At 59.3% G+C, this 20411-nt stretch carries 19 protein-coding genes; 7 read left to right on the forward strand and 12 right to left on the reverse strand.

Translation table 11 applies throughout. The features are described 5' to 3' along the window. Nucleotides 1-17: 17 nt before the first annotated feature. Together BUB53_RS08120 and BUB53_RS08125 are read right to left on the reverse strand one after the other, a co-directional pair. On the reverse strand, nt 18-893 hold the full coding sequence (locus BUB53_RS08120) for an SDR family NAD(P)-dependent oxidoreductase (RefSeq protein ID WP_073034213.1): 876 nt from the start codon (nt 891-893) through the stop codon (nt 18-20). A gap of 22 nt (nt 894-915) precedes the next feature. Further along, nucleotides 916-1770, reverse strand: coding sequence for a MaoC family dehydratase (locus tag BUB53_RS08125; protein ID WP_073034214.1), 855 nt, complete (start codon nt 1768-1770; stop codon nt 916-918). Between the two features lie 378 nt (nt 1771-2148). On the opposite strand from BUB53_RS08125, the gene BUB53_RS08130 reads away from it, so the two are divergent. The 7 genes from BUB53_RS08130 to BUB53_RS08160 all read left to right on the forward strand — a co-directional run bounded on the left by BUB53_RS08130 (nt 2149) and on the right by BUB53_RS08160 (nt 9272). After that, nucleotides 2149-2523, forward strand: coding sequence for a nuclear transport factor 2 family protein (locus tag BUB53_RS08130; RefSeq protein ID WP_073034350.1), 375 nt, complete (start codon nt 2149-2151; stop codon nt 2521-2523). Nucleotides 2524-2634: 111 nt separating this feature from the next. After that, a complete protein-coding gene (locus tag BUB53_RS08135) occupies nt 2635-4986 on the forward strand; it encodes an acyl-CoA dehydrogenase (RefSeq protein ID WP_084729011.1) in 2352 nt (783 codons plus the stop codon). A 61-nt stretch (nt 4987-5047) separates the two neighbouring features. Beyond that, a complete protein-coding gene (locus tag BUB53_RS08140) occupies nt 5048-5554 on the forward strand; it encodes a flavin reductase family protein (protein WP_073034215.1) in 507 nt (168 codons plus the stop codon). A 35-nt stretch (nt 5555-5589) separates the two neighbouring features. Next, the gene (locus tag BUB53_RS08145; RefSeq protein WP_073034216.1) at nt 5590-7044 is read left to right on the forward strand and encodes an aldehyde dehydrogenase; all 1455 of its coding nucleotides are present in this window, start codon (nt 5590-5592) and stop codon (nt 7042-7044) included. Between the two features lie 48 nt (nt 7045-7092). Continuing rightward, nucleotides 7093-8244: a thiolase domain-containing protein gene (locus tag BUB53_RS08150; RefSeq protein ID WP_073034217.1), complete on the forward strand. Its 1152-nt coding sequence runs from the start codon at nt 7093-7095 to the stop codon at nt 8242-8244. Beyond that, on the forward strand, nt 8241-8630 hold the full coding sequence (locus BUB53_RS08155) for a Zn-ribbon domain-containing OB-fold protein (RefSeq protein ID WP_073034218.1): 390 nt from the start codon (nt 8241-8243) through the stop codon (nt 8628-8630). The genes BUB53_RS08150 and BUB53_RS08155 overlap by 4 nt, the downstream gene beginning before the upstream one ends. Before the next feature lie 198 nt (nt 8631-8828). Further along, the gene (locus BUB53_RS08160; protein WP_159437781.1) at nt 8829-9272 is read left to right on the forward strand and encodes a cupin domain-containing protein; all 444 of its coding nucleotides are present in this window, start codon (nt 8829-8831) and stop codon (nt 9270-9272) included. 158 nt (nt 9273-9430) lie between these two features. Here the strand turns inward: BUB53_RS08160 and tcuB are convergent, their stop codons facing one another. The 10 genes from tcuB to BUB53_RS08210 form a co-directional block, all read right to left on the reverse strand. After that, nucleotides 9431-10540: a tricarballylate utilization 4Fe-4S protein TcuB gene (tcuB, locus tag BUB53_RS08165; protein WP_073034220.1), complete on the reverse strand. Its 1110-nt coding sequence runs from the start codon at nt 10538-10540 to the stop codon at nt 9431-9433. Then, nucleotides 10527-11933, reverse strand: a complete 1407-nt coding sequence (gene tcuA, locus BUB53_RS08170) for an FAD-dependent tricarballylate dehydrogenase TcuA (RefSeq protein WP_073034221.1) — start codon at nt 11931-11933, stop codon at nt 10527-10529. Before tcuA ends, tcuB begins: the two co-directional genes overlap by 14 nt. A 473-nt stretch (nt 11934-12406) precedes the next feature. Then, nucleotides 12407-13069 carry a GntR family transcriptional regulator gene (locus tag BUB53_RS08175; RefSeq protein WP_073034222.1) on the reverse strand — a complete coding sequence of 221 codons (663 nt, stop codon included), beginning with the start codon at nt 13067-13069 and terminating at the stop codon, nt 12407-12409. Nucleotides 13070-13344: 275 nt separating this feature from the next. Next, complete coding sequence (locus tag BUB53_RS08180; RefSeq protein ID WP_073034223.1) at nt 13345-14649, reverse strand: TRAP transporter large permease; 1305 nt, start codon at nt 14647-14649, stop codon at nt 13345-13347. A gap of 6 nt (nt 14650-14655) precedes the next feature. After that, nucleotides 14656-15168, reverse strand: coding sequence for a TRAP transporter small permease subunit (locus BUB53_RS08185; RefSeq protein WP_073034352.1), 513 nt, complete (start codon nt 15166-15168; stop codon nt 14656-14658). A gap of 26 nt (nt 15169-15194) precedes the next feature. After that, a complete protein-coding gene (locus BUB53_RS08190) occupies nt 15195-16193 on the reverse strand; it encodes a TRAP transporter substrate-binding protein (RefSeq protein ID WP_073034224.1) in 999 nt (332 codons plus the stop codon). A gap of 59 nt (nt 16194-16252) precedes the next feature. Continuing rightward, entirely contained in the window at nt 16253-17080 is an 828-nt protein-coding gene (locus BUB53_RS08195) for an amino acid ABC transporter ATP-binding protein (RefSeq protein WP_308424294.1), read from the reverse strand. Beyond that, a complete protein-coding gene (locus BUB53_RS08200; RefSeq protein WP_143163174.1) occupies nt 17073-17957 on the reverse strand; it encodes an amino acid ABC transporter permease in 885 nt (294 codons plus the stop codon). Before BUB53_RS08200 ends, BUB53_RS08195 begins: the two co-directional genes overlap by 8 nt. Nucleotides 17958-18126: 169 nt before the next feature. Continuing rightward, nucleotides 18127-19005 (reverse strand): transporter substrate-binding domain-containing protein, encoded by an 879-nt coding sequence (locus BUB53_RS08205; RefSeq protein ID WP_073034227.1) that lies wholly within the window; start codon nt 19003-19005, stop codon nt 18127-18129. Between the two features lie 75 nt (nt 19006-19080). Beyond that, nucleotides 19081-20409, reverse strand: a complete 1329-nt coding sequence (locus BUB53_RS08210) for an LLM class flavin-dependent oxidoreductase (protein WP_229709509.1) — start codon at nt 20407-20409, stop codon at nt 19081-19083. Between the last annotated feature and the right edge of the window lie 2 nt (nt 20410-20411).

Genomic DNA, 20411 nt, shown 5'->3' on the forward strand with positions numbered 1-20411 from the left:
GTAGTCTCTCAAAGGGGTTAGAAGCGGCGCGCGGCCAGCGGATGATCCTCTTCAAAGAAGATTTCGTCGGCATGGGTGAGCATATCCTGCGCGGTCCAGCCGTCGCCCGGCGGGTTCCACCCTTCCATCTCCATCATTTTCAGTTCACGGACGCCCCGGGCGCCGGACACGCCAAGCGTTTTGCCCGTCTGCTCGCCGGAAAGGTCGCTCACCATATAGAGCACCGCCGGAGCGATCCCCTCTGGCGACAGCGCCTTTTCGGGGGCGGCCTTGTAACGCGGCACATCCTCGGTCATGCGGGTCAGCGCTCCAGGCGCCAGCGTCCAGATACGGATGCCGTACTTGCGGCCTTCGACGGTGAGCACATTGCTCAGCCCCCAAATCCCGCCCTTGGCAGAGCCGTAATTGCTCTGTCCGAAATTACCGATGAGGCCCGAGGTGGAAGATGTGTTCACGATCACACCGCCGCCGTTTTCCTTCATCCAGTTATAAACCGGGAGCGTGGCACAAAACGTACCCTTGAGGTGCACCTTGACGCAGATGTCCCAGTTTTCCTCCGTCATCTTCGCAAAGCTCTTATCGCGCAGGATACCGGCATTGTTGATCAGGATATTGGCCGCGCCGAAGTTCGCGATTGCATCCTCGAAAACGGACTGGCCGCCCTCCATCGTGGAAATGTCGGAACAGTTGGCGACGGCCCGGCCGCCAGCGGCGGTAATCTCATCGACAACCGTCTGCGCCATGGACACGTCCGATGCGGAACCATCGCGCGGACCGCCCAGATCATTGACGACGACGGCGGCACCTTCGCTGGCCAGAAGCCTGGCATATGCCGCACCGAGCCCGCCACCCGCGCCGGTGATGATTGCAACCTTTCCCTCGAGAATTCCCACGTCTTTCTCCTGATAGTCCGAGTTAATTGAGAATCGACAGACCGTTTTTCACGACCGTCGCATCCCGCTCCCTGATCCGCGCCTCGTGCGAGATTCTGCTGCCATCCTTCCAGAGGTCGACCGTCACCGTCTCCCCGGGAAAAACCGGGGAAGAGAACCGAACCGCGTGATGCGCGAAAGCGGTCGGGTCATAGTCGGCATAGGTCTGAAGGATCGCCCGGCAGACAAGCCCGCAAGTGCAGAGCCCATGCAGAATAGGCCGCTCGAAGCCCGCGCGCCGCGCCGCCTCGGGGCTCGCATGCAGCGGATTGCGATCACCGCAAAGCCGGTAGAGCAGCGCCTGATCCGGCCGGGTATCGATATCGACGCTGAGGTCGGGCGCCCGGTCGGGCCGCTGATGCGGCGCCGGAGGCGCTTCGGAAGAGCCCCCGCAACCACCATCGCCCCGCGCGATCCGCGACGAAACAATGGTGGCATAGGGCTCGCGCGCCTCGTCCATCAGCACCGTCTGGTGCCGGATGATGGCACCCTTTTCCTTGCCCTTGTCATAGACGGCCAGCACCGATGAATCCGCCAGCAATTTTGCCGCGGCGGGCATCGGGCGATGAAGGGTGATCTCGCGACCACCGTCAACAACCATCGCGCGGTTCACCCCCATGTCCCCCGGGCCGGAACCATAAGCAGCCACTGTCGCAAAGGTCGGCACCACCTTAAGGCCGCCACCCTCAGATCCGCACTCGCTCACGAACGGAAGCTCGCGCCCATCGAGCGGATCAGAGCCCATGCCTATTGCGAGCGCGTAAAGCATGACCTCACGGTCGGAATAGGCGTATTCCTGCCCTTCGTTCCGCAATGCCATGACCTTATCATAATCCATCAAACCACCCGATTTTCGCTCACTGAATCCGCCCGGAATTTCCGCACCGGATTGGAGCGCCCGCACCGTGAAAACGCCCCATTTGAAGAGATCATATCTTTGTATACACTCGCACGCAAGACAATTCTTGCGGACACGAAAACAATTCACCAAGGTGATCCAACGTCGAAATTTCCCTTAAAAATTAGCTTGACGCTAAAACACACACATTTGTATACATACGTGTGCAGCATAGGTCAGGCGGGCGTTTTTATGCGACCGCCCGGTCCGCTGCACCACCTTATTTCGCCGGATCGCCGGCGCACCCAAGGGCGCGGCATATGCCGGACGACCACAAACATTCCCTGAGTCGCGCGACTCGGCTGAAAGGAAGCGATGATGCCGAATGTGATACGAGAACTCGAGATTTGCGCGCGGGCCTATCTCGACAACCTGTACAAGGGTGATGCGAACGGGCTGGCGGACATGTTTCACCCGAAATCCAGCCTCACCTTCCAGGCCAGAGACAAGATTCGCGTCATCAGTCTGGAGGATTGGCTCGATGCGGTGCGCAACCGCCCTTCCCCCCAGGAGGAAGGTCACCCCCGCCACGATGAAATTCTTTTCATCGACCGGCTCTTTGATTCGGCTGGCATGGTGAAACTGAAATGCGCCGTACCGCCCAATTTCTACGTCGACTACCTCTGCTTCATGAAATCCGAAGGGAAATGGCTGGTCGCCCAAAAATTGTTCAAAACGGACGTCAGAAACTAACGCCCACGTGGCCAACCCGCACCCCGGTCCGCCCCGAGTACCCACCATAGCGGGGCGCAGGGCACGAGACACACACACTGCGGGCCAGCAGTTGAATCAGGAGAAGAATACGTGTCCACTGCAGCGACGATTGAAAGCTCACAGAATGAATCCGGCGATGAAGAAATCCTTCGGCTTCTGAGAGAGGCAGTTTCCGCGTTCTCGGCCTCCGCCGGCGTCGAGCGCACCCGCAGCCTGCGCGGGACACGTCCCGGCCTTGACGAGACAGTCTGGCACCAGATGGCCGAAAACGGCTGGCTCGGTATTCTCATACCGGAAGAATTCGGCGGTCTCGGGCTCGGCTTTGCCGAGATGAGCGTGGTAGCCGAAGAACTGGCCCGGGTGCTCAGCCCCGAGCCAGTCGTAGGCTCCTCGGTCCTGTCGGCAATGCTGCTCCGGCAGGTGACAGAGAGCGAGACCAAGACGCGCCTGCTGGAGGGGATCGCCGGAGGCGAGGCTATCGTCGGCACCGCATTCTCTGAACGCAGTTTCGGAGAGGCCAAGGTGAGCGCCATTGCCTCTGACGCAGGCCACACTCTGAGCGGCACATGCCATAATGTCTTTCCCGCGCTCTGCGCCACCGACTTCATCGTCGCCGCCGATATCGGCGGCGAACGTGCGCTGTTCCATGTCGCAGCCAACGCAACAGGCCTCATCATCGAGGAAACACCGCGCACCGATGGCACCTTCGCCGGAAAGCTTGTCTTCGATGGCACCGAAGCCGGTGCTCCCCTGCTGACCGGCGCCGAAGCCGAAGCCGCCCTGCAATACGCGCAGGATACAGCCACAGTCATCACCTGTTCAGAGCTCTTCGGCATCATGCAGGAGACGCTGGAGCGCACGCTCGATTACATGCGCACCCGCGTTCAGTTCGACAAACCCATCGGCAGTTTCCAGGCGTTGCAGCATCGGGCCGTCGATCTCTGGATCGAAAAAGAGCTCTCCCTCTGCGCCCTCGGCGATGCCCTCAAAACGCTCGATTCGGGCAACCCCACCCCAGCGCAAGTGCGCGTGGCTGCCAGCCGTGCCAAGGCACGGATCGGCACCGCCGCCCATTCCATCGGGCGTGAAGCCATCTCGCTGCACGGTGCCATCGGCGTGACGGACGAGTACGACATCGGCCTCTTCCTGCGCCGATCCGTCGTGCTCAACGCGTGGCTCGGCACGCCCGACCTGCACCGCCGGCGGTATGGGATGCTCCGCAACGAAATCGAGCTGGACAATACCGGCCATATGGACGTGGAGGTACCGGAGGTCTTTCTGCAGGACGAACGTGCCGATATCGACTGGAACCAGTTCAGCGACGAAGAATTCCGCGCCGGCGTCTTCGCCTGGCTCGACAAGGCCTACCCGCAGGAGATGCGCCACACCGGTCGTCGCGGGAGTGCCGAGGAAATGCACGACTGGATGAAGGTGATCGGCAAGAAAGGCTGGATTGCCCCGGCCTGGCCGGTGGAATGGGGCGGTATGGGTCTGTCGCCCGGCAAACAGATTATTTTTATCGAAGAGCGCGAGCGCGTGGGCGTGATGCGCAACCCGGATATGGGCGTGGTAATGTTTGGCCCGATGCTCATGCGCTGGGGCACCGAAGAGCAGAAACAACGCTACTTGCCCAGGATCATCAAGAATGAGGAAATCTGGTGCCAGGGCTATTCCGAGCCCAACGCCGGATCGGACCTCGCCAGCCTGCGCACCTCCGCTGTTCTGGAAGGCGACCATTGGGTCATCAACGGCTCCAAGATCTGGACCTCGTCAGGCCATTGGGCCGATCACATGTTCCTTCTGGCCCGCACCGACAAGACAGTGAAGAAACAAGCCGGAATCAGCTTCTTCATACTCGACATGAACACGCCGGGCGTGAGCGTCCGCCCGATCGAGAACATCGCCGGGCATGAGGAGTTCGCCGAGGTGTTCTTTGAAGACGTGCACATCCCGAAGGATAACATCGTCGGCGAGGTCAACAATGGCTGGACCGTGGCCAAGAGCCTGCTCGGTTTTGAACGGCTCAACTCCGGCAGCCCTCGGACGGCGCGCGCCGCACTCCAGGCCGTGGAAAAGGTAGCGCGGGCGAATGGCGCATGGGAAGATCCGGTCTTTCAGTCGAAATACAACCGCATCCATCTCGACATCGCCGATCTGAGTTCGGCCTACCAGCGCTTCGCCGACATCATCAGCCTCGGGGACACGCCCGGCGCGGAACTGTCGCAACTCAAGATCGTCGTCGCCACAGTTGCACAACAGGCCGGCGAACTGTTGATCGAAACTGCGGGCGAGGCAGGATCTCTCTCGGGCATGCAGGAGTTCGACGGCAACGAGATTGACGTGACCGGCCCGTTCTACGCGCACTTCACATCGAAGATCGCCTCGGGCACCAACGATATCCAACGCAACATCATCGCCAAACGGGTGCTTGAACTGCCATGACACCCGATCCCGCGCGCGCAAAGCTGCCCTCTTTCCCCTCATATCCCCTCGGAGACACAGCATGACCATCATGGACCCAGGCAATTTTGGCCCGAAGGATTTTCGAAACACGCTCGGCCATTTCTGCACCGGTATCGCGGTGATCACCGGCATGGATAACGGCGTGCCCTTCGGCTTCACCTGTCAGTCTGTCGTATCGCTCTCGCTGGAACCGCCGCTTATCGGCTTCTCACCGGCCAAAACAAGCGAAACATGGCCCAGGCTGCGCGACAGCAAGCACTTCTGCGTCAACATCCTGGCCGACGACCAAAGCGATCATTGCCGCCTCTTCTCACGCAAAGCCGAAGACCGCTTCACCGATGTCGGGTTCCATACGACAGCGGCGGGCCTGCCCATCCTCGATGGCGCGCTGGCCTACATCGCCTGCGATATCGAGACCGAACATGAGATAGGCGATCACTACCTCGTGGTGGGCCGTGTGCAGGAACTGGCGGTGTGCCGCCCGGAGGCGAGCCCACTTCTTTTCTTCAAGGGCACCCTGAGCACCGGAACCGCCAACGTCATCTGAGCGCGGCAGCGCCCCTCCAGTAAAGCGTGGACAGCATGGAAACCTATCATCACTTCATCAACGGCAGCTTTCTCGAGCCTGCGAACGGAGAGTGGCTGGACAGCACCGATCCCTATCTTGGCACGCCCTGGGCTCGTATCGCCCGCGGCAATGCCGCAGACGCAGACAAGGCCGTTGCCGCTGCTTCGGCCGCGTTCCATGGCGAATGGGGCGCAATGAGCGCCACCAAACGCGGCAAGGTGATGATGCGGCTTGCCGATCTCGTAAAGGCCAATGCCAAGCGACTGGCCGAGATCGAGGTGCGTGACAACGGCAAGCTCCTTTCCGAAATGACCGGGCAGCTCTTCTACCACCCCGAATGGTGGCGCTATTACGCGGGGCTTGCCGACAAGATCGAAGGCTCCGTTACCCCGATCGACAAGCCCGACATGATGGCCTTCACCCGGCATGAACCACTGGGCGTGGTGGCCGCGCTAACGGCGTGGAATTCGCCACTGCTCTTCATCGCCTGGAAATGCGCCCCGGCACTGGCGGCAGGCTGCACCGTGGTCGTCAAACCCTCTGAATTCGCCTCGGTTTCGACACTCGAATTTGCCAAACTCACCAAGGAAGCGGGTTTTCCCGACGGTGTATTCAACGTCATCACCGGCCTCGGCCCGGAGGCCGGTGCCGCACTGGTGGATCACCCGGATGTGGCCAAGATTTCTTTCACCGGGTCCGACACCACGGGCGCCCATATCTATGCGCAGGCCGCCAAGAGCATGAAGCGGGTCTCGCTCGAACTGGGCGGGAAATCCCCCAACATTGTCTTCGAAGATGCCGACCTGGAACTGGCCGCCGAGGGCGTGATCTCGGGCATTTTTGCCGCCTCGGGGCAGACCTGCATGGCCGGTTCCCGCCTGCTGGTGCAGAACTCCATCCGCGAGGAATTCACCCAAATGGTTATCGAGCGCGCATCAAAGGCCCGCAAGGGTAACCCGATGCTGCCCGAAACCGATATCGGCCCGGTGACCACCCCACCGCAATACCAGAAGGTGCTCGACTATATCGACATCGCCAAAACAGAGGGCGCCACATGCGTTCTGGGCGGCGGACCGGTGGCACCGGGCGAACTGCCGGGCGACCAGTTCGTCGAACCCACGATCTTTACCGATGTGCGGCCCGACATGCGCATTGCCCAAGAAGAGGTTTTCGGCCCGGTGCTTTCCGTGATCGGCTTCGAGGATGAAGACGACGCCATTCGCATCGCCAACGATACGATCTATGGTCTTGCCGCAGGCGTCTGGACCGAAAGCATGGACCGCGCCTTTCGCATGACCTCGGCAATCAAAAGCGGCACGGTCTGGGTGAATGCCTACCGCGTCATCAGTTATATGATGCCGTTCGGCGGCATGAAGCAATCCGGCATCGGTCGCGAAAGCGGCATCGAAGCCATCAAGGAATACCTTGAGACGAAAAGCGTCTGGTTTTCCTATGCGAGAAAGAAATGATCGGTTGCGCGGGAAACCAGCCGACACACCCAACTGACGGAGGCCCCTGTGACGATCAAGGGTAAGGCGTATATCGCTGGTATCTACGAACACCCCACGCGCTATGCGCCGGACAAATCCACCGCGCAACTCCATGCCGAGGTCGCCAAGGGCGCACTGGAAGATGCCGGGCTGCGATCCGAGGACGTAGACGGCTATTTCTGCGGGCGCGACGCTCCAGGCGGTGCCTGGGCGATGGTGGACTATCTCGGCCTGAAGGTACGCCATGTAGACAGCACGGAATCCGGCGGCTGTTCCTACATCATGCACCTGGGCCATGCGGCCGAGGCCATTGCCTCCGGCAAGTGTTCTGTCGCGCTTGTCACGCTGGCAGGCAAACCCCGCACCGGCGATATCGGCACCAAGGCCGTGGGCGCTGAAGAAGATTTCGAAGCCGCTTACGGCGCCACTACTCACAATGCCTATGCGATGTGCGCCATGCGCCACATGCATGATTTCGGCACGACCCCGGAACAGCTTGCCTGGATCAAGGTCGCCGCCTCACACCATGCTCAATACAACCCCAACGCCCGCCTTCAGGATGTCGTCACCGTGGAGGAGGTGCTTGCCTCCCCGATGATCTCCGACCCTCTGCGCAGGATGGATTGCTGCGTGGTGACAGACGGTGGCGGGGCCATCGTGGTGACCTCGAAGGAAATCGCCCAAAGCCTGAATCGGCCGCTCGTGACCCTCACCGGCCACGGCGAAGCGATGAAGGGCCCGCGCGGCGGCAATCGGCTCGATCTGACCTACTCCGCCGGGGCCTGGTCCGGCCCGCGTGCCTTTCAGGAGGCAGGTGTCGTTCCTCAAGACATCAAGTACGCCTCAATCTACGATAGCTTCACCATCACCGTCCTGATGCAACTCGAAGATCTCGGCTTCTGCGAAAAGGGTCAGGGCGGCAAGTTCGTTTCCGACGGCAACCTGATCTCGGGCGTGGGAAAACTGCCCTTCAATACCGATGGCGGCGGGCTGTGCAACAACCATCCCGTCAATCGCGGTGGTATGACCAAGATTATCGAGGCGGTACGCCAACTGCGCGGCGAGGCCCATCCGAAGGTTCAGGTGCCCGACTGCGATCTGGCCCTGGTGCATGGCACGGGCGGCTTGCTCGGCCTGCGGCACGGCGCCTCCACCGCCATTCTGGAGCGCACACAATGACCGAGACCAAGACCTATCCAGCCCCAAAGGAAAACCCCGAAACCACCCCTTTCTGGGAAGCGGCACGCGACCACAAACTGCTCATCAAGCGATGCAATAGCTGCGGCGAAGCGCATTACTTTCCACGCTCGATCTGCCCGTTCTGCTTCTCGGACGATACCGTCTGGGAAGAAAGTGCCGGCACCGGCGAGATATACACCTTCAGCATCATGCGCAAAGCCAAGCCGGGACCCTACGCCGTGGGGTATGTCACACTCGCCGAAGGACCTTCGGTGCTGACCAATTTCGTCGATTGCGACTTCGACGCCCTGCGCATCGGTCAGCCGGTAAAGGTTGTCTTCAAGGAAACGGAAGGGGCGCCGATCCCCTTTTTTACACCGGCCTGAACCCCGCCCCATCGCAGGACCTTCAAAGGCGCACGGAGCTCTCCGTGCGCCTTTTTCCTGAGCCGCATTCGGCCCACGGGACTGGCTCCCTACTTTCGATTGACAGAGTTCGCATGTATAGTATGTTTTTGCATACAAGAGCATGCGAACAGTGATCCATGCATGTTCAAAACACATAAACACAATGTGGAGTGTTACATGACGACGGAAACTTTACCCAAGGGCTACATGGTGAACGGCAATGACCGCCCCTTTCAGGAAATGGCGGACAAGAACGATCCCGATTTCCAGCGTGGTGGCGGCAATCCCGATGATGGCGGTCGCTGGCGGGCTTTGATCACCCCGGACACGATTCCCAATGCAAACATGATCCTCGGCATCTACTCGCTCGATCCGGGCGAAACGCACCTGATGCATTACCACGTCACGGCCGCCGAGTTTTACTATGTGCTCTCCGGCAGCGGCAAGTTCGTGATGGGTGAGGAAGAGTTCCGCGGCGAGCCGGGCAAGCTTTTCTACATGCCCGCCGAGGTCAACCATCTTGTCCATAATGACGGCGACGAACCTCTGACCATGGTCTTCGGCTTCGATTGCGGCGACCTGAAAGACGCCAAAATGGTTTGGGTGGACCCGCCCAAATAAACCTTACCACTCTCGAAATTACTTCTCTGACCCGGCCTGGCAGGCCGGGTCTTTGCTTTGGTCACAGGCCGTTTACAATAGATTCGAGTACGGTTCTGTTTCGCACCTGTCGCAGAAGATAAACCGCCAAGCCCGACTGCTCGGATATCCGGGGCAGGTTATTTCGAGGTGTAGGACATATCCGGGTCAGGGCTCCGCTCTGAGGCATAATACACCAGCGCACCGAACCGGTAGAGCCCATGCACGAACTTACCATAAGGCATGGTCAGGAAAAGGGAGAACACCGTGCCGAGATGAACCGCAAGCATGATAGCCATGGCTGGCGTCTCGCGCAGCACCATCAGCAACAAGCCCGAGAGGCCGGTGGCGAACAGCATCACGATAAAGGCGGCCTCCATCCCGAATTGGGATTTCTCCACCAGTTCCGGGTTGCGCCTGCGTTTTTCACGCATCAGCCCGATCGGTCCGATCAGAAGCCCGATACCACCGGAAATGCCCAGCAACTTGGGCAGACTGGACCAGCCATAAGGCGCGGGCCAATCAAACACATAGTGATAGATCGTAGCCACAGAGGTTGCGGCGAAACACAACATGAAGCCGTAGAAGGTTAGATGGTGATAGAAGCGGCGCTTATCGGTGGGGTATTCATCCTCGTTGAAGCAACCCGCCCCGGCACCGTCGAGATAGCGCAGGCTTCCGGCATCCCTCATGGCCTGCCAGATCGTTTTCCCGTTGCCGGCACTGGTCTCGCCCGCGCCGATATCCTTCCAGAAGTTCCGGAAACCCATCACGAAGGCCAGCAGCGCGAACAGCGAAACACCCCCGAACAGTGCGACCATCACCTTATGGGGCATCAGCCGATAGAAATCACCGCCCGCCCAAAGCACCTTAGGGTCATGCCAGAGCGCGAAGCCCAGGATGAAGAGTGCGATGCTGATCGCCGTCACCACTGCAATAGCCAGACCGTTGCGGTCGAACATGGGCTGGAACATTCTGGGCCAGGCGTAGCTGCGATAGGATTTCGCCCGCACCTGCGCCAGCGTCTTGGGAACGTTGACGTTGAACTCGTGCGGTGGCGAGAACTGGCAGTCCACATGACAGGCACCGCAGTTGTGACAAAGGTTCGCCAGATAGTTCAGATCCCCATCTGCAAAGCTCCGGCGCAGTTCCATTGCCGGAAACACCGCGCACAAGCCCTCGCAATACCGGCACGAATTGCAGATCGTCATCAGGCGATCGGCTTCTTCCAGTTCTTCATTCGCGTGCATGTTTTGCTGCCCTTTCACCTGCGATCCGACCGAATACGCTTCCGATTGTCATACCGATGCCAGCGGCATAGCCCTTGCCCAACACGTTGCCGGCCATGATCTCGCCAGCGGCATAGATGTTCTCCGCCGGCCCACCCGACACCATCTGCACCCGCGCATCGCGATCCACGCGCGTACCCAGATAGGTGAAGGTGATGCCAGGTCGGACCGGAAAGGCGTAATAGGGCGGCTGATCGATGCGCCGCGCCCAATGACTCTTGGGCGGGTCGAGCCCTTCGGTTCTGCAATCGTCCAGTTCAGTGTGACAGAACACACCCGGCTGAACGGCCTCGTTGAATTCGTTCATGGTCGTGCAGAGTGCCTCGACCGGCAAATCGAGCTTACCGGCCAGTTCTTCGATCGTATCCGCCTGTATCGGTGGAAAAAGCGAGGGCATGAACATGTTGATCGACTTGGCGTCGAAAATGATATGGGCGATCTGGTCAGGCTGGGCGGCGACCAGCCGGCCCCAAACGGCATAACGCTTGGGCCAGAAATCCTCGCCCTCGTCATAGAAGCGCTCGGCGTTCTTGTTCACGACAATACCGAACACCACGCAATCGAGCCGGGTAACGATGCCGCCGTCGAATTTCGGCGCACGTGCATCAATTGCGACGGCATGGCATTGCGTCGGGTCGCCGATGGGTTCGGCACCATTGTCAAGCATCATGCGCAGCACATCACCACGATTGTAAGGCGTGCCCCGGATAAGGAAATTCTCGGCGGTTTCGCCCCAGCCTTCCTTCAGCCACTCAATATTGGCCTCGAATCCGCCAGCCGCTGCAACCACTGCATTCGCCTTGATGACGTGCGGTTTGCCATTGACTGAAACGGTCGCAGATTTGAACGCGGTCCCGTCGATTTCAAGCTTGGTGACCGGCGTGTCGTAGAACACCTCGACACCCAAATTTTCAGCGGTTCGATAAAGCGTATTCAGCATCGCCCGACCGCCACCCAAAAAAAAGGAATTGGTGCGCCCGAGGCTCAAGGTGCCGCCGATAGAGGGTTGAAACCGCACGCCCTGCTCCGCAATCCAGCCAAGCATATCCTTTGATCGAGAGATCATGAAACGGGCGAGTTGTTCGTCGGTATTGCCCTCCGTCACCCGATAGAGGTCTTCCCAGAATTCATCTTCGGTATAGGGGCCGGTCAGATGATCGGTAGCCGCGTCATGGGCGCATCGCATATTTCGCGTGTGCCGCGTATTGCCGCCCCGGTAAAACTTTGGCGCTCCTTCTACCACCACCACGTTGGCGCCACCCCGTCGGGCCGCGATGGCCGCACACAGCGCCGCATTTCCACCTCCGATAATCAATACATCCACCGACGCTGGCGGCGCTTTCAATCTACGCATGATTCCCCTTCAAAGCGTTTAGTGCATGCATGTATGTATTTGTATACAAGAGTAGACAACTTGCCAAGACGCGAAGTTGCACTTCGCCGGCTTGCGTTGCGGAAAATATGAAAAATCAACTAAAAGAGGTGTTTGCGCGGTACTCGGAAAGGCGAAAGCGATGTGCCGATGCACGAGGCACAACTGCCGCGCCCTGGCATCAAGCACGCGGTACACCCATCGCGGGCGTGCAGTTTTATATGATGTGTCGCCGACCTCGCGCCATATACGGCACTCAGTCCGGCACCACCGAAAAGCGCGATGACACCAGGACATATGTGCCTGGCCCAGAACCGTCGGCAGCCTCATCAATCACCGGGGATTTCCAGACATCAACAACCAGAGCGTGCATGAGCGATGCTCAGCGCCAATCTCCGAAATGGTCGGCAAGTGCCTCGTCAGGCGCCTCCCGCTGCGACTGAGGCGTCCGTCACCTATTCGTCGAAAATGAGGTGAAGGCGTGCGTTCAGAGAACTTTGCATATGCTGCCGTGCGGCTTTTTCCGCTGCATCCGGATTCCGGTTTTCGATGGCTTTGACGATCGCGGAATGCTCCTGCTTGGCGGTATCCGCCCTGCCCTTCACGGAGAAGGTCGTGTCGGGCAGCAGTGCCAGCGTGTCGTTCAACTCGTCAAGCATCCGCTTCTGATAGCGGTTTCGCGCGGCATCGTAGATCGCATCGTGGAACATCCGGTTGAGACGAGCCCAATCCCCGGAGTCCCCGTCATATTCAAGGAAACGGTTGTGGAAATGTTTGATCGCCGCGATGTCAGAAGCGGTGGCGTTCTCAGCCGCAAAGCGCGCGGCGGCACCTTCGAGGATTTCCCGCATCGCATAAACTTCCATAATCTGGGGGCGCGTCAGCACAGAGACGGACAAGCCGCCACTCGCCAATTCGGCCATGCCCTTCACCTGCATTCGGCTCAGGGCCTCGCGTACAGGCGTCCGGCTTACCCCAAGACTCGCGGCCAGTTCCTCTTCCAGCAGGCGCATTCCCGCCCGCAATTCGCCGGACCGGATCTTCTGCCGCAACGTCTCGTAGACCTGTTCACTCCGCGAAAGTGAATTCCGTACATTCTGGACACTTCTTGCACGCATACGACAAGCACCTCCCAATGGGCTAAATAATGCTTTAAAAGCATACCACCAACATTCGCATACACCAGCATACTTAAGTATTTTCGCCTACTTAAACAGCTTTTCCAAAACTGTGAAGGCTATGCGACGACTTCTTTGACACCTTAATTTGTGACGCTACCGCGTTTCTGATAGAATCGTACATTTAATTGCGAAATGCGCCATTCGACGCAGGCGCGGCACGTACCGGGTTTCCCTCCTTCCTGCACAACGGCCGACCTCCCGCCGATCCGACATCACAAGATTCTCGTCAACCAGAGCACGAGCTCCGGCCAGACGGTAATCAATACCACCACCAGGCACATCAGCAGGAAGAACGGCGCTGCGTAGGCCGCCACCCGGTAGATCGGCTTTCTGCTGATAGATTGCATGACAAACAGATTAAGCCCGACAGGCGGCGTCATCAGTCCCAACTCAATCATGATAATAAGGAATATGCCATACCAGATCGGATCGAACCCGGCTTGCAAGACAATCGGCAGGGTGATCGGCAGGCTCATCACGATGATCGAAATCCCATCAAGGAACAGCCCCAGAAGGATATAAAACAGCGACAACGCGATGATCAGCACATAGGGCGACAGCTCCAACGACTCGATAAACAGCGCGATGTTGCGCGGCACATGCATATAGCCGATAGCCGTGGACAAAAACGCCGCCGACATCAGGATCGCGCACACCATGCACGAGGTTTTAAGCGCGTTGATGATGGTTTGCCGGAATATCTCGAAGGTCATCTGCCGCGTCGTCACCGCAAAGACCATCGCAACGAACACGCCGATGGCCGCAGCCTCCGAGGGTGTTGCCCAGCCGGTATAGATGGACCCAAGCACCACGAAAATGAGCCCGAAAACCGGCGAGACATTTTTGACGATGGCACCGAGGCTGCTCTCATCCGCCTCCTCTGCCTCCTGCGGTGCAAGCGCCGGGGTAATCAGACAGCGCCCGGCGATATACGCCGAGTATGCGAAGGCGATCAGAACGCCCGGAACGATGCCTGCAATGAACAGCTTGGCAATGGAGACTTCAGCCAGCACGCCGTAGATAATAAGCGCGATCGAGGGTGGAATAAGGAGCCCGAGGCTGCCCGAACCGGTCAGCGAGCCAATAGCAAGCCGGTCGGAATACTTGCGGCGGGCAAGTTCGGTCAGCGTGACCTTGCCCACAGTCGCCGTTGTGGCGGTGCTGGAGCCGGTGACCGCCGCAAAGAGTGCCGATCCGATGACGTTCACATGGAGCAACCCTCCGGGCAGGCGCTGAACGATCGGGGCGAGACCCCGGAAAAGCCTGTCGGAAATATCCGTGCGGAACATGATCTCGCCCATCCAAATGAACATAGGCACCGCCGCCAGTTCCCAGGACGTGGCGCTGCGCACGATGATAAGATTCGCGATGGAGCCGATCCGGGCCGGATCGAAATCCATCACCAGAAAGAGAGAGAGGCCCGAGGTGAGGATGAGGGCAAGAAACACCCACAGCCCGCTGGCAAGGCACAGCAGCAGAACAGCAAAAACGATCAGGGTCGATTGAACGGGGTCCAACTCCAGTTACTCCACAGTTGTCGGCGTTTCACCGCTCAGTGTCAGACAGAGGGCACGCAGGAGAAGTTGCAGCGCAAGCAGCGCCGCACCGATGAACACGACCAGGTCGGGAATCCACAGCGGGACTTCGGCCACGCTTTCGCTAACCGCGCCGCGGCCATAATTCTTGGCGACCGTGCCCCAGAAGAAGAGGCAGCCATAGGCCACGAGAAGAAACCCGATTGCGGAAACCACGGCATCAAGCCAGCGGTTTGTCTTTGCGGACAGTCTTTCGGAAATAATCGTCACCCGCACCATTTTGTCGGCCCGCAGCGTGGCAGAAAGCGACAGGAAGGTCATGGACAGGATGGCGAACCCGATAAACTCGTCCAGCACATGGGTGGAGGTCGCGAAAACGGATCTCAGCGCCGTCTCCAGCAGGATATGGCAGACGGAATAGACGAGTATCAGGGCCGCGATCGTAATCGCGGCCCGAGACAACAGGGTTGAGAAGTGATCGGCACGCCTGAAAACTCTCATTGCCCAATGATTGCCGACTTCTTTGATCACTGCGACACCTTCGACATGTAGTCGTCGATGATCGCCTGACCGGTCTCTCCGGCGCTTTCGAGCCATTCGTCGAGAGCGAGCTTGCCGGCATCCTGAAGCTGCGCCTGAAATTCGGGGCCCGAGGGTTGTACGATGGTCACGCCGTGCTCATCCAGATCGGCATAGGTCTGTTCAACCATTTGGGGGATGGCGGCCCAGTTGCGATCCCGCGTTTCGGCCGCAGCTTCCAGGATGGCAGCCTGCTGCTCTTCGGTCAGCCCGTCGAATACGGTCTTGCTCATGTGCACGAGGTTCACCGGAATCGAGTACTGATAAATCTCGCTGTAATGGTCGAAGTAATCCCAGAAACTGGTGGCCGCACCGAGTTCCGCGGATGTCAGAACCGCATCGATCGCACCGGTCGAGATCGAGGGCACCACATCCGCCCAGGAGAGGCGCACCGCCGCCGCACCGAGCGAATTGAAGGCCGTCGTGCCGTTCTTATCGTAGGTTCGGATCTTTACGCCACTTAGCGCTTCGACGGTGTTGAGCGGCGCCTTGCCCCAAAGCCCCGACGGCGGCCAGGGAGAGGCATAGAGCAGAATCTGACCGTTTTCTTCGAACACTTCCTTGAGCGCCGGCTCGGAGGCCCCATAAAGCAATTCCGCCTCGTCGAGCGTCGTGGTCAGGAAGGGCAGCGAAGACACGAGAAAGATCGGGTCGATCCCGCCCAACGCGCCACCGTAGGTGTCCGCGATTTCGAGCGCACCAACGCCTACCGCATCGAAATGGTCCGCCGACTTGTAGCCAAGCGCGCCACCGTAATGCACGACAATCTCGACGGAACCGTCGGTTTTTTCGGCTACGAGATCGGCAAAATACTGGTCGCCTTGCCCGTGAACGCTGTTGGCCGAATATTCGTTCGACAGGTTCAGCGTGACATCGGCCGCATGGGCAGTCAGTGCGAAGGAGCTCATCGCGGCTGCGACGACCCCCGTCAGAATGGTCTTGTACATGTTATTCTCCCTGTTGGTTCTTACGAAAGTCTGCGAACGAATACGCCGCGCCCGAAACGTCAGAGCGAGTTCGACAGAAAGTCCTGCGCGATCGGATTCGACGGTGATGAAAACACCTGCTCAGTGTCGCCTGCTTCGATGATCTTCCCATTACCCATGATCGTCGTCTTGTCGGAGACCTCGCGGGCAAAGCGCACTTCGTGGGTTACGATGATCATGGTCATCCCGCTCTGCGCGAGGTCCTTGATCACGTCGAGCACCTCGTTGGTCAGATATGGGTCGAGCGCCGATGTGGGCTCGTCGAAGAGCATCAGCTTCGGTCGCATCGCCAGCGCACGAGCGATCGCGATGCGCTGCTGCTGACCGCCGGAAAGGTGGCGCGGGTAGGCGTTGGCCTTTTCCGGCAGGCCCACCCGCTTGATCAGTTCGTGGGCGTGCTCGATGGCGTCGGACTTCTTCTCCTTCCGCACACGCACCGGAGCGTCGATGATGTTCTGAAGGACCGACATGTGCGGGAACAGGTTGAAGTTCTGAAACACCATGCCGATATCCGCGCGCTGGCGGCTGAGCCGCTGCTCCGATACCCGCATGTACCCGCCCGAACTTTCTTCGCAGCCGACCGGCACGTCATCGACATAGACAAGACCGCGATCAATGTACTCGATGGCATTGATGCAGCGCAGCAACGTACTCTTGCCCGCGCCCGACGGCCCGAGCAGGCTCACGACCTCTCCGCGCCCGACTTCGAGATTGATGCCTTTGAGCACGTCGTTTCCGCCGAGCTTCTTCCAGACGTTTTCGCAGCGCACCAGCGGCTTGGAGTTTTCCATCTCATGCATAGCAGATGTCGATCCTCCGAGATTTTGAGATAGGTTCATATCAGCCATCCACCTGCTCCTGACGGCGCCAGCCTTTGGAATAGTGCTTCTCGATGAAGTGCTGACCGACGGTGAGGACACTCACCATGATGAGATACCAGACCGCCGCAACGATCAGCATCGGCACCGTTTCGAAGGTGCGGGCATAGATCAGCTCGATGGAGTGCATCAGTTCGGGCAGGGCCACGATACTGGCAAGCGAGGTATATTTGAGCATCCCGATCACCTGGTTGCCGGTGGGCGGAATGATCGCCTTCATGGCCTGCGGCAGCACCACCACCCAGAACGTTTGCCACGGACGGTGTCCGAGCGCCTTGGAGGCTTCCGTCTGCCCGTCATCCACGGACATGAGGCCGGCGCGGATGATCTCGCCCATGTAAGCGCCTTCCGCAAGGCCAAGGCCCAGAAGGGCTGCCGTGAACGAGGAAATGGCCACGTTGGCGGGGATCTCGATGAATTTCGGCCCATCGAAGGGAATACCGAACTCGATCATCGGGAAGAGCGTGCCAAAGTTATACCAGAACACGAGTTGCACCAGCACCGGCGTCCCCCGAAAAAACCAGACGAAGGAATGCGAACAGAATGCGAGCAACGGATCATTGCTCAAACGCATCACGGCCAGCAACACGCCGATGATGATGCCAAGCACCATCACGAGGATCGTCAAATAGATCGTCTGCACGATACCCGAGAGCACCGAGGGGTGCAGCATGTAGGTACCGACGATATCCCACTGGAAGCCGGGGTTGAAGAGAATCTGGTAGACAATCCATGCGCAGATCACGCTGACGACCGCCACGCCGAACCAACGCAGGACGTTGGTGGGCTTGTGAATTTCCGGAGCGCCTGCCATGTCCATCGTTTGTGCAGCGCCAGTTTGTTTCATACTCACCTTAGTCACCTTTGGGCTTGATTGTTTCAGACGGAGGCCATGAAGGCCCGATCATCCCTTGTGAGGCCACGCATATGGCGGCTACCTGACTTCAATCCCTTTCGTCCTTCGCCATATTTTCATGGAAAGCGGGGACATTGCTCAGGCTGCCGCATGCCTCGATTCAATCGCCAGAAGAGGCTTCGATCTGCTCGAGTGTCAGCCCGCCATCGGCGGAGTCGAACATCCCGAGCGCCTCGTTATAGCTGCCATCCTCGATGGCGCTTTTCAGAGCGAGAGACAGCGCCTCGAAGAGGTCGTCACGCTCCTTGCCGAGCGCAATGCCGTTTATGCTACTATAATCTTCCAGCGTACCGCTCGCGACATCGAGGCCCTCACTTGTCTCGGCGATATAGATGCCCACCGGGCGCGCGGTGACGAAACCGTCGCCACGACCGTTCGTCAGCGCCAGAAGCGTGTCAGCCGTATTCTTGAAGAAGACGAGATTGATCTCGGGATCGCCGGCCGCCACACATTTGTCGGAACGATCTTGCACCACGGATACAAGCGCGCTGCCCTGAGTGATGACGATGGTCCTGCCGCAAAGATTGTTGATGTCGATCTCGGTTTTTCCCTCCGGCACGAGCAGCGAGAATCCGGTGTCGAAATAGGGAAGAAACTGAGCGACCTGTTGTCGCTCGGCAGTGATGCCGAACTGGTTCACCCCCACATCGTAGCGACCATTGGAGACGCCGGGGATGATCGAGGGAAACTTGAGATCCTCGAATTCCGGCTCAAGCCCGAGCTTGGCGGCAAGCAGCTTTACCAACTCGATATCAATACCGGTCTCCTTGCCGCTTTCATCCTTGTAGGCGAAGGGTGGCCAGCTGAAGTTGGTGGCCACCTTCAGTATGCCGGACTCGCGCATTTCGGCTGGCAGCGCCGCGCGCGCCTCCTCCACCACGTCCTGGGCAAAGCCCTGCCCCGCGGCGACCATCAAGCCAAGCGCCCCGGCAACGGTGCCAGCGATCGAGGTTCGTCTTAGACGCGAGAAAAGTTTCATTTTTTGAGTACTCCCGTGTTGTCTGTCGAGTTTGTTTGTTTTTTTGTTATTGGTTTATTCGGTGGCCAGCCGGGTTCAGTCGGCGGGCGCATCTGTCGTAATTGCCGCCTCGCTGCGCGCCCCCGGATGCGCCGGACGCGGCAGCCCGAGATGATCGCGCAGGGTGGTTCCCTCGTATTCCTCACGGAAGAGCCCGCGTTTCTGGAGGATCGGAATGACCTGATCGACGAATTCGTCGAGCGGCGCGGGCAAATAGGCCGTCTTGATCATGAAACCGTCCGCCGCGCCACGCCGGAACCATTCTTCCATGTCATCGGCGATTTCTTCGGGGGTGCCAAACGCCACGCGGTGGCCAGTGGCGACACAGGCCAGGTCGCGCAATTCCCTCAGCGTAAGGTTCTTGCGCCTGGCCATCGAGGTGAGAACCCGCGCATGACCCTGCATCAAGGTCGATTCCGGCAGCTCCGCCACCGGCTCGTCGAGCGAATAGCGCGACATATCTTCGCCAAGCCTGTCCGAAAGGACTTTCATCGCCGCAACCGGATCGACCAGGGTGGACATCTCATTCAGTTTGTTGCGGGCGTCTTCCTGGGTTTCGCCCAGCACGACAGCGAGACCCGGCAGTATCTTGATCGCGTCACGTGGCCGCCCGGCCTTCTCGCAGCGGTCGCGCAGATCTTCGGCAAAGGCTATGGCCTCATCGATGTCCTGTTGACTTGCAAAGACCACCTCGGCGGTGCGCGCCGCAAAGTTCAGCCCGGCCTCCGAGGCGCCGGCCTGGAGTATCACCGGGTAACCCTGTGGCGGGCGCGTGATGTTGAGCGGGCCGCGGACCTTGAAATACGCACCTGTATGGTCGAGCACATGCATCTTCGAAGGCTCGATATACTGGCCGGTCGCCTTGTCGGCTACAACAGCGCCTTCCTCCCATGTATCCCACAGGCCCTTCGCAACACTCAGGTATTCCTCCGCAACGGCATAGCGCTCGGCATGGGGCGGGTGCTTTTCCTTGCTGAAATTCGCGGCGGCCTCAGGCTGGGAACCGGTCACCACATTCCAGCCCGCGCGGCCTTTGCTCATGTGGTCAATCGAGGCCAGCATGCGGGCCACGTTGTAAGGCTCCGAATAGGTCGTCGACACCGTAGCGGCAAGGCCAATATGGGATGTGCTGACAGCCAAAGCGCCGAGCAAGGTCAGTGGTTCCAGATGCAACATGCTGCTGGGGTGAAAGTCCAGCGAGGTGGCCAGACCGTCGGCAAAGAAAACGAAGTCCAGCTTTCCACGCTCGGCGATCTGCGCACAACGCACAACCACATCGAGGTCTTCCCCCCCGTGTTCGGCGTCCGGCATCCGCCACCCCCCGACATGCGTTCCCGCCCATGTCATGAGCGTGCCAATGTGCATTT

Origin of the sequence: Roseovarius pacificus (genome assembly GCF_900142665.1) — a bacterium.
GTDB lineage: Bacteria > Pseudomonadota > Alphaproteobacteria > Rhodobacterales > Rhodobacteraceae > Roseovarius > Roseovarius pacificus.

Bases quoted from the DNA above. Each gene is read 5' to 3' on its own strand.
- BUB53_RS08125 (WP_073034214.1), bottom strand. From the start codon at position 1,770: ATGGATTATGATAAGGTCATGGCATTGCGGAACGAAGGGCAGGAATAC.
- BUB53_RS08130 (WP_073034350.1), top strand. From the start codon at position 2,149: ATGCCGAATGTGATACGAGAACTCGAGATTTGCGCGCGGGCCTATCTC.
- BUB53_RS08140 (WP_073034215.1), top strand. From the start codon at position 5,048: ATGACCATCATGGACCCAGGCAATTTTGGCCCGAAGGATTTTCGAAAC.
- BUB53_RS08145 (WP_073034216.1), top strand. From the start codon at position 5,590: ATGGAAACCTATCATCACTTCATCAACGGCAGCTTTCTCGAGCCTGCG.
- BUB53_RS08155 (WP_073034218.1), top strand. From the start codon at position 8,241: ATGACCGAGACCAAGACCTATCCAGCCCCAAAGGAAAACCCCGAAACC.
- BUB53_RS08160 (WP_159437781.1), top strand. From the start codon at position 8,829: ATGACGACGGAAACTTTACCCAAGGGCTACATGGTGAACGGCAATGAC.
- tcuB (WP_073034220.1), bottom strand. From the start codon at position 10,540: ATGCACGCGAATGAAGAACTGGAAGAAGCCGATCGCCTGATGACGATC.
- tcuA (WP_073034221.1), bottom strand. From the start codon at position 11,933: ATGCGTAGATTGAAAGCGCCGCCAGCGTCGGTGGATGTATTGATTATC.
- BUB53_RS08175 (WP_073034222.1), bottom strand. From the start codon at position 13,069: ATGCGTGCAAGAAGTGTCCAGAATGTACGGAATTCACTTTCGCGGAGT.
- BUB53_RS08185 (WP_073034352.1), bottom strand. From the start codon at position 15,168: ATGAGAGTTTTCAGGCGTGCCGATCACTTCTCAACCCTGTTGTCTCGG.
- BUB53_RS08190 (WP_073034224.1), bottom strand. From the start codon at position 16,193: ATGTACAAGACCATTCTGACGGGGGTCGTCGCAGCCGCGATGAGCTCC.
- BUB53_RS08195 (WP_308424294.1), bottom strand. From the start codon at position 17,080: ATGGCTGATATGAACCTATCTCAAAATCTCGGAGGATCGACATCTGCT.
- BUB53_RS08200 (WP_143163174.1), bottom strand. From the start codon at position 17,957: ATGAAACAAACTGGCGCTGCACAAACGATGGACATGGCAGGCGCTCCG.
- BUB53_RS08205 (WP_073034227.1), bottom strand. From the start codon at position 19,005: ATGAAACTTTTCTCGCGTCTAAGACGAACCTCGATCGCTGGCACCGTT.
- BUB53_RS08210 (WP_229709509.1), bottom strand. From the start codon at position 20,409: ATGCACATTGGCACGCTCATGACATGGGCGGGAACGCATGTCGGGGGG.